Annotated in this window: 5 protein-coding genes; 4 read left to right on the plus strand and 1 reads right to left on the minus strand. The window is 70.5% G+C overall.

Annotated elements, in window-relative coordinates; all coding sequences use genetic code 11:
- The first annotated feature begins 5 nt into the window (after positions 1-5).
- Positions 6-2507 carry a beta-xylosidase/alpha-l-arabinosidase gene (locus H9641_RS11430; protein WP_191803816.1) on the plus strand — a complete coding sequence of 834 codons (2502 nt, stop codon included), beginning with the start codon at positions 6-8 and terminating at the stop codon, positions 2505-2507.
- Positions 2508-2556: 49 nt separating this feature from the next.
- Positions 2557-4428, plus strand: a complete 1872-nt coding sequence (locus H9641_RS20725; protein WP_191803818.1) for a glycoside hydrolase family 43 protein — start codon at positions 2557-2559, stop codon at positions 4426-4428.
- Between the two features lie 33 nt (positions 4429-4461).
- Here H9641_RS20725 and H9641_RS11440 read toward each other — a convergent pair whose 3' ends face one another.
- On the minus strand, positions 4462-5754 hold the full coding sequence (locus H9641_RS11440) for a hypothetical protein (protein WP_191803820.1): 1293 nt from the start codon (positions 5752-5754) through the stop codon (positions 4462-4464).
- A 401-nt stretch (positions 5755-6155) separates the two neighbouring features.
- On the opposite strand from H9641_RS11440, the gene H9641_RS11445 reads away from it, so the two are divergent.
- Positions 6156-6485 (plus strand): hypothetical protein, encoded by a 330-nt coding sequence (locus H9641_RS11445; protein ID WP_191803822.1) that lies wholly within the window; start codon positions 6156-6158, stop codon positions 6483-6485.
- 37 nt (positions 6486-6522) lie between these two features.
- A complete protein-coding gene (locus H9641_RS11450) occupies positions 6523-7830 on the plus strand; it encodes a chymotrypsin family serine protease (protein ID WP_191803824.1) in 1308 nt (435 codons plus the stop codon).
- Positions 7831-8011: the final 181 nt, after the last annotated feature.

The following is an 8011-nucleotide window of genomic DNA, read 5'->3' on the forward strand; positions in this document are numbered from 1 at the left end:
CCACGATGACTCTTCAGACGAACCTGCCGTCCTCTGCCGTGCCCGGCCCCGGTGGGGAGACCCTCCCCGTGTGGTCCGACCCGACGGTCGACACCGCGACCCGCGTCAAGGCGCTCATGGCGGAGATGACCCTCCGCGAGAAGGTCGCCCAGCTCTTCGGGGTGTGGGTCGGCGCGTCGGCCGAGGGCGGCGAGGTCGCCCCGCACCAGCACGACATGGAGGACGGCGTCGACCTCGACGCGCTCCTGCCCGACGGGCTGGGGCAGCTGACCCGTCCGTTCGGGACCAACCCCGTCGACCCGGCCCTGGGTGCGCTGTCGCTGCTGCGCACGCAGGAGCGCGTGCGGTCGGCGAACCGGTTCGGCATCCCCGCCGTGGCGCACGAGGAGTGCCTCGCGGGCTTCTCGGCCTGGGGCGCGACGGCCTACCCCGTGCCGCTGTCGTGGGGCGCGTCGTTCGACCCCGCGCTCGTGCGCCGCATGGCCGCCGCGATCGGTCGGGACATGCGCTCGGTCGGCGTGCACCAGGGCCTGGCCCCCGTGCTCGACGTCGTGCGCGACGCCCGCTGGGGTCGCGTCGAGGAGACGATCGGCGAGGACCCGTACCTCGTGGGCACCGTCGCCACGGCGTACGTGCAGGGCCTGGAGTCCGAGGGCATCGTCGCGACGCTCAAGCACTTCGCGGGGTACTCGGCATCGCGCGGCGGACGCAACCACGCGCCCGTCTCGATGGGCACGCGCGAGCGCGCCGACGTGATCCTGCCGCCGTTCGAGATGGCCGTCCGTGAGGGCGGCGTGCGCTCGGTCATGCACGCCTACACCGACACCGACGGCATCCCGTCGGCCGCCGACCGCGAGCTCCTCACGGGACTGCTGCGCGACACGTGGGGCTTCGACGGGACCGTGGTCGCCGACTACTTCGGGATCGCGTTCCTCAAGATCATGCACGGCGTGGCGGGCGACTGGGCAGAGGCCGCCGCGGCGGCGCTCGCGGCGGGGGTCGACGTCGAGCTGCCGACCGTCAAGACGTTCGGCGAGCCGCTCGTCGCGGCCCTCGAGGCCGGGGACGTCGACGTCGCGCTCGTCGACCGGGCCCTGGAGCGCGTGCTGCGCCAGAAGGTCGAGCTCGGTCTGCTCGACGCGGGCTGGGACCCCGTCCCCGAGGTGCTGCGCGACGTGCCCGCGGGCGTTCTGGCAGCCGTCGCCGGGGCGGGTGACGACGTCGCGGTCGCCGCGCTGCGCGGGACCGTCGACCTCGACGGCCCCGCCAACCGGGCGCTGGCCCGCGAGGTCGCCGAGCAGGCCGTGGTCCTGCTCGCGAACGACGGCGTGCTGCCGCTCGGCCCCGACGTGCGCCGGGTCGCGCTCGTGGGTCCCACGGCCGAGGACCCCATGGCCGTGCTCGGCTGCTACTCGTTCCCCGCGCACGTGGGCCTGGCCCACCCCGAGATCCCCCTCGGGATCTCGCTGCCCACGCTCGCCGCGTCGCTGCGCGCCGAGCTGCCGGGCGTCACGCTCGACGTGCTGCCCGCGATCACGCTCGACGGCACGAGCGACCCGTCCTCGACCGGGGCCGTGAGCACGGCCGAGGTCGCGGCGGCCGACGCCGCGGGCATCGCGGCAGCGGTCGAGCTGGCCCGCGAGGCCGACGTCGTCGTGGTCGCCCTGGGCGACCGGGCCGGCCTGTTCGGTCGCGGCACGAGCGGCGAGGGGTGCGACGCCGAGTCGCTGCGCCTGCCCGGCGCGCAGCAGGACCTGCTCGACGCGCTGCTCGCGACGGGCCGCCCCGTGGTCGCGACGATCCTCTCGGGTCGTCCCTACGCGCTCGGCGCGGCCGCGACCCCCGCACCGGGGGAGCCCGGCGCCGCGGCGATCGTCCAGGCGTTCTTCGCGGGCGAGGAGGGGACCCCCGCGGTCGCGGGCGTCCTGTCGGGGCGCGTGGCGCCGTCGGGCCGGCTGCCCGTGAGCGTGCCCGGGACCGAGGGCGCCCAGCCGACCTCCTACCTGGCCGCGACGCTCGCGCAGGCGACCGACGTGTCGAACATCGACCCGACCGCGGCATTCGCGTTCGGCCACGGGCTCACGTACACGAGCTTCGACTGGTCGGACCTCGTGGTGAGCGCGGCCGAGGCCGCGACCGACGGGGCCTTCGAGGCGTCGTTCGTCGTGCGGAACACGGGCGGGCGCGACGGCGTCGAGGTCGTGCAGCTCTACGCGCACGACCCGGTGGCCTCGGTCGTGCGGCCCGTGCAGCGGCTCGTGGGATACGTGCGCGTGCCGCTCGCCGCGGGCGCCTCGGCGCGCGTGAGCGCGACCGTGCCCGCCGACGTCCTGTCCTTCACGGGGCGCGACGGGCGTCGGATCGTCGAGCCGGGCGCGATCGAGCTGCGGTTCGGGGCGTCGAGCGCCGACGTGCGGCTCGTGGCTCCCGTGTCGCTCGTGGGCGACGTGCGCGTGGTCGACCACACGCGCGAGCTGCACGCGCCCCTCGTGGTGGGCGAGGCCTGAGGTGACGGACCCGAGGTCGGTCAGGCGATCGGCCGCGCAGCCGATTCCCGTGGTCCGGCCGCCCTCGGGTCCGGCAGCCCGGACCTTCGCGAACCCCGTCCTGCCTGGCACGCACCCCGACCCGAGCATCTGCCGGGTCCCGGGGGCCACCCGGGCGGACGGGACCCTCGCGCCCGACGACTACTACCTCGTCACCTCGACGTTCGAGTACTTCCCGGGCCTGCCGGTCTTCCACAGCCGCGACCTCGTGACGTGGACGCCGGTGGGCCACGCGATCCACCGGACCGACCAGGTGGACCTGTCGAGCGTGCCGTCGTCGGGCGGGCTGTACGCCGCGACGATCCGCCACCACGCCGGGACCTTCTACGTCGTGACGACGCTCGTCCACACGCAGGGCCAGGGTGGGCATCTCCTCGTGACCGCGACCGACCCCGCCGGGCCGTGGTCCGCCCCGGTGTGGCTCGAGGGTGACGGGATCGACCCGTCGCTGTTCTTCGACACCGCGGTTCCCGACGACACAGCTGGTCCCGACGACGGCGCTCGCGTGTGGCTCACCGCGACGCGACTCGCCGACCCGGGGGAGTGGGAGGGGCAGACCGAGGTGTGGCTGCGCGAGCTCGACCTCGCAGCCGGGGCCCTCGTCGGCCCTGAGCACGTCCTGTGGCGCGGCGCGCTGCACGGCGCGGTCTGGGCCGAGGGCCCGCACCTGTACCGCGTGGGCGACCACTACTACCTGCTGGCCTCCGAGGGCGGGACCGAGCACCGCCACGCGGTGTCGGTCGCGCGCGCCGACGCCGTGACCGGCCCGTACACGGGCAACCCCGCGAACCCGATCCTCACGCACCGCCACCTGGGCCGGGAGTTCCCCGTGGTCGGCGTCGGGCACGGGGACCTCGTGGAGACCGCCGCCGGCGAGTGGTGGATGGTCCTGCTCGGCAGCCGCCCCTACGGCGGCTACTTCCCCAACCTGGGGCGCGAGACGTTCCTCGCGCCCGTGGTCTGGGAGGACGGGTGGCCGGTGGTCGCGCCGGGCAGGGGCCACGTCGCGGGGACCTTCCCCCTGCCCGACGTCGGAGCGCGGCTGCCGGGGGCAGGTTCGGCCGTGCGGTCGGGGCTCTCCGCGGAGGTGGGACCTCCTGCGGTGGAGGGCCGGCTCGACGAAGCAGGAGCGCCGGCCGAGGCGGGCCGGCCTGCCGGGGCGGGCGCCGTCGTGGTGCACGAGACGTTCGACGGGCCCGGCGAGGAGCTCTCTCCGGTGTGGAACCAGGTGCGGACCGGGGACCGGTTCTGGTCCCTGACCGAGCGGCCCAGGCACCTGCGGCTCCCGCTGCTGCCCGCGACGCTGTCCGACGTGACGACCCCCGCGTTCCTGGGGCGCCGCCAGCAGCACACGGACATGGACCTGACCGTGCGCGTCGACGTCGACCCCGCCGGGCCCGACGAGTGGGCCGGGCTCGCGGTGCGCCAGTCCGAGGAAGCATGGATCGCGGCGGTCGTGACACGGGCGGCTGTTGCCGCCCCAGGCGGGGCAGCCGGGGCAGCCGGTGCGGCTCGGCGGCTGGGCGCGGTGTCCGGCTCCGCGCCGGGCACCGTGCCGAGCCCGGAGGCCGGCGGGCGCGAGGTGCTCGTGGTCGAACGCCTCGGCGGCGAGGAGGTCGTCGTGGGACGCGCCGCGCTCGGGCCGCTGGGCCTGTCCGAGGGACCCGTGGACGTGGTGCTGCGCGCCGTCGGGCAGGAGTACGCGCTCGGGGTCCGGACCCTGCGGGGCTTCCACGCCGTTGCGACCGTGCACGGCGGGCGGCTCAGCTCGCCCGAGGCAGGCGGTTTCCTGGGCGTGTGGGTCGGCCCGTACGCGACGGGCCGCGGGACGACGACCGCGACGGTCGCGGACGTCGAGTGCGTGGAGTACCGGGGGCGCTGAGAATTGCTACGTCGTGGCGCGAAAGTCCTTTGGCTACCGGAAGCGCCAGTCCGGTGCGCTCGAAGCGCCCTGTTCCCATTGCCCGCCGTCTGGCGGGGGGCCGCCTGGGGGCTGCATGCCAGCGTAGAACCACTGAGCGGACGGATCGGACCGCGCTCCAATGCCGAGCACCAGTCCGCTTGGTGTGCGCCGCCATGCGTGCCAAGACCCGCCACCTTTGGTGACGGTCATCTGGATCCCGTGATCTGCGGGTAGGCCCTTCTGGGTGAAGTCCCCGAGCACATGCAGAAGGTCCGCTCGATAACGCCCACGGTTGCGGTGATGCCCCATGTGGCACAGGGCGAGCCACTGCAAGGCTTCGCGAGTCTCACCTAGCTCGCGTTGGTCGAGTTGACGCCCATCCAGATCGACGCCCCTCACGCCGGCAAATCGGCGCAGGCGTTGCACGGCGAGCGCAGGCTGGGCACGCCGACGATCTCGCTGCCTTCGGTAGAGGCGCACAGCATCCCATGTCTCGCGCCAGGTCCCGGTACGGGCGATGACCTGCAGGTCGTCGTGGCGGTTCGACAGGTCATGAGCGGTTCGCAGATCCGGACCTAGTGCCACAACCGTAGCGACGCGGGTCTTCAGAGGGGCCGGAACCCCGAAGACTGGCATACGCAGGCGGCGGAGAAGCGTGTCGTAAGACAGGTAGAGGGCCAGAAGCCACACGAATGGCAAGATCCCGAGCGGCAGCCAAATTGACAGCGCGAGCCCCAGGAGCGTCTGACGTGCGTCAAGCGTCTCCAAGTTCGCCGTGAGTTCGCGGACGGTTAGGGTGATCAAGGTGAGGCCGACGAGCACATTGAGCGTGACTAGGAGTCGCCTCGCTGACATGTAGCGGGGGTCGCGTTCAGAGAAGGCGATGAGCGCGGCGAGAAGGATGAGGCCGAGTTGAATAATCACCTCAGCGAGGTAGTTGAAGGTGCGTAGGTTCATCGCATACTGGATGAATACTGCTACCCCGACCGCTTGTTTGGTCGCCGTTGCAAAGTACCGGTCGGTCTTCGCGGCGCTCAGTGCGGCGAAGATCGTCCCGAAACCTGATACGACAAACCAGACGACGGTGTCCTTGGCTAGTCCAGAATTCCAGAGACCGAGGTGCGAGGCGCCTGTGACGAGCGCGGCCACCCACACGGTAAGCGCAACGAGTGGGATGACGATGACCCCACTCGAAGCCCCTCGCAGAAGTTGCAGGACGTGCTTGCGAGTACTTGGGGTCGAGAGCACGACGACGGCGAAGATGGCTAAAAGGGTGAGAATTGCCCACTCACGTGAGTTCAGCATGTCCGACGCCGATCAGGCCGCAGTCGCGGAGAAAGTGAGCAGTTTGGCACTCGGAGGTTGTGTCCGCGCCAGCGCTTCCACGGCTGCGCCGCCAACGACTGGAATCGCAGAGAGCCCGGCGTGCACGAGCGCCTCGGCGAGTTCACGCTGAATGCTCGGAGATGCGGGCGGTTCGACGGGCAATCTCCGTGTCTCTGAGGTGTTCTCACCAGACCGTGTGGCGTGTCGGGCTTGAACATAGGTGCCGTGCCTGTCACTGTGCTCCCGACGATGAAGTCACCATGTCAGGGGGCATCGCACGCGTGGCTCGACGATTGCTGGTAGCGCTCCAATTCTCGCTCGTGCTTTCGGGCTGCTCCTTGGCGGGGTCGGGAGAACCAAGCCCCTCGCCCACCTCCATCGTGGTCGAGACCATCGCTGACTCGAGCACGATCGAGCCACCGCTGCAAGGAGCCACGAATGCGCTGCTGGACGAGACGGTCAACCCTGCGCGCCTGACGCTGACCGGGTGGGGCAGCGCTGGCTGCATTCCCGTGCCGGACTCCGTGACGTGGGACGACCCGTCGACCATCGAGGTGACGACATTCGCTGCCAAGAGCACGCTGTGCTCAGCGATCTACGCACCGATCAGCCAGGTCATCGAGCTTCCGACCGGGCACAGCATCGGTGATGTCACGACCGTCAACATCGACGGCGAATCCATTTGGTTCACACTCAAAGGAGAGCAATGACGACAAACTGCGCCGCGCAGGGGTTGCGCTACTCACCGTGGCCGCACTCGGCCTCGGTGCGATCACCGCAACAGCAGGCGAAGCAGCACCCAGCCCTCAGGCGGACACGCCCGGAAAGCCAGACCCCAAGGCTGTGATTGACCCCAACTCGCTCGGGGACTTGCTCACCCTCCCACCGATCCCCGAGGACCTCGCAGAAGAGGCCGAGCGGATCCAGGCCGCCTATGGCAAGGACGATCGCTTCGGCGCTGTGGCCATCTCCGACGATCGTGCCGAACTGTCACTCACGTGGTATGGCGAGCTGCCGACCGACATAGTGGCGAGCCCGGAACTGGCCATCGTCGAGGCCGCTGTCCTCCCAGGCGACCTGCGTAGAGCCGCTCAGAACCTCGCGGGCACCGAAGTCGCGGGAGTTCGAGTCGTAGGCGCGGGTGTCAACACCGACGGCTCGGGCATCGCCGTGGATGTGGAGACCTCCACATCCACCTCGGGCCGATCCGCACGCTCCCAGATCAACGAGGACCTCGCGGCCGATCTCGCCGACCGGACTGGCGTTCCGGTAACGGTCAAGGAGGCGCCCGAGGTCGATGCGTCGGTCGGGCGGCACAAGGACAACCTGCATCTGGGCGGCGCTCGGATCACGCAGTTCAGCAACGGCTATCTGTACCAGTCGTGCTCAACCGGGTTCTCAGCTCAGCGCTACCTTGACAACGCCTACGGCATGTTGTTCGCCGCCCACTGCGGCCTGATCGGCTCCGAATGGGTGCGCACTGAGATCTCCGAGGGCGGAGTCTTGGCGTACAACTACGGGTTGATGGTTAATCGAACCCTCGTGCGAGACTCCGGCATCATGACCACCGACTGGTCCTACCCGTATGTGTATGTCGGAGACTACGAGAGCGAGCAGTTCATCGGTGTCGAGGCAGTCGCGTCCAGCTACGTCGTCGGAATGGAGATCTGCAGTTCCGGGTCGTACTCCGGCCTCGCGTGCGGCGGCAAGGTCACCTCGCTCGACTACTACGTCGACTATCCCGAGTCTGACATCGACAATGCCAAAGTTGCGGTCATCATCGACGCATCGGGCAAGCCTCTGTGGGGCAACGGTGACAGTGGTGGGCCGATTTTTGACCTGGTGCAGGCCAGCACTGGGCTCAAGCGTCGCGCCGTGGGGATCGTCTCCGGCATTTACACGACCGCGGCCACTGACGCCTCGAACTGCCAGGGCGTGCCTGGCGTCCCGGCGGGCGTTGCAGGACGCCACTGCTCTCCCAACGGATTCGGAGCGTACGCCAAGGAGAGCGCGGATATTTTCGGCTGGAGGATCCTGACCCAGTCCACTCCGTAACACCGGCCCGACCCCTCGGCGCGGGCCGTTCCCTGTCGGGGCGGCCCGCGCTGTCTCTTGGCGGGCCCGATTTGCTTTGACTGAGAGGCGTTCTCACCAGGCGCGGTGATGTGATCGGCGCGACGGCGCGCTGACCTGCAGGTTCGTTCGGTCGTGAGTTTGGCAGCAGCAGGGTCCCAGG

Origin of the sequence: Oerskovia merdavium, assembly GCF_014836755.1 — a bacterium.
Classification (GTDB): domain Bacteria; phylum Actinomycetota; class Actinomycetes; order Actinomycetales; family Cellulomonadaceae; genus Oerskovia; species Oerskovia merdavium.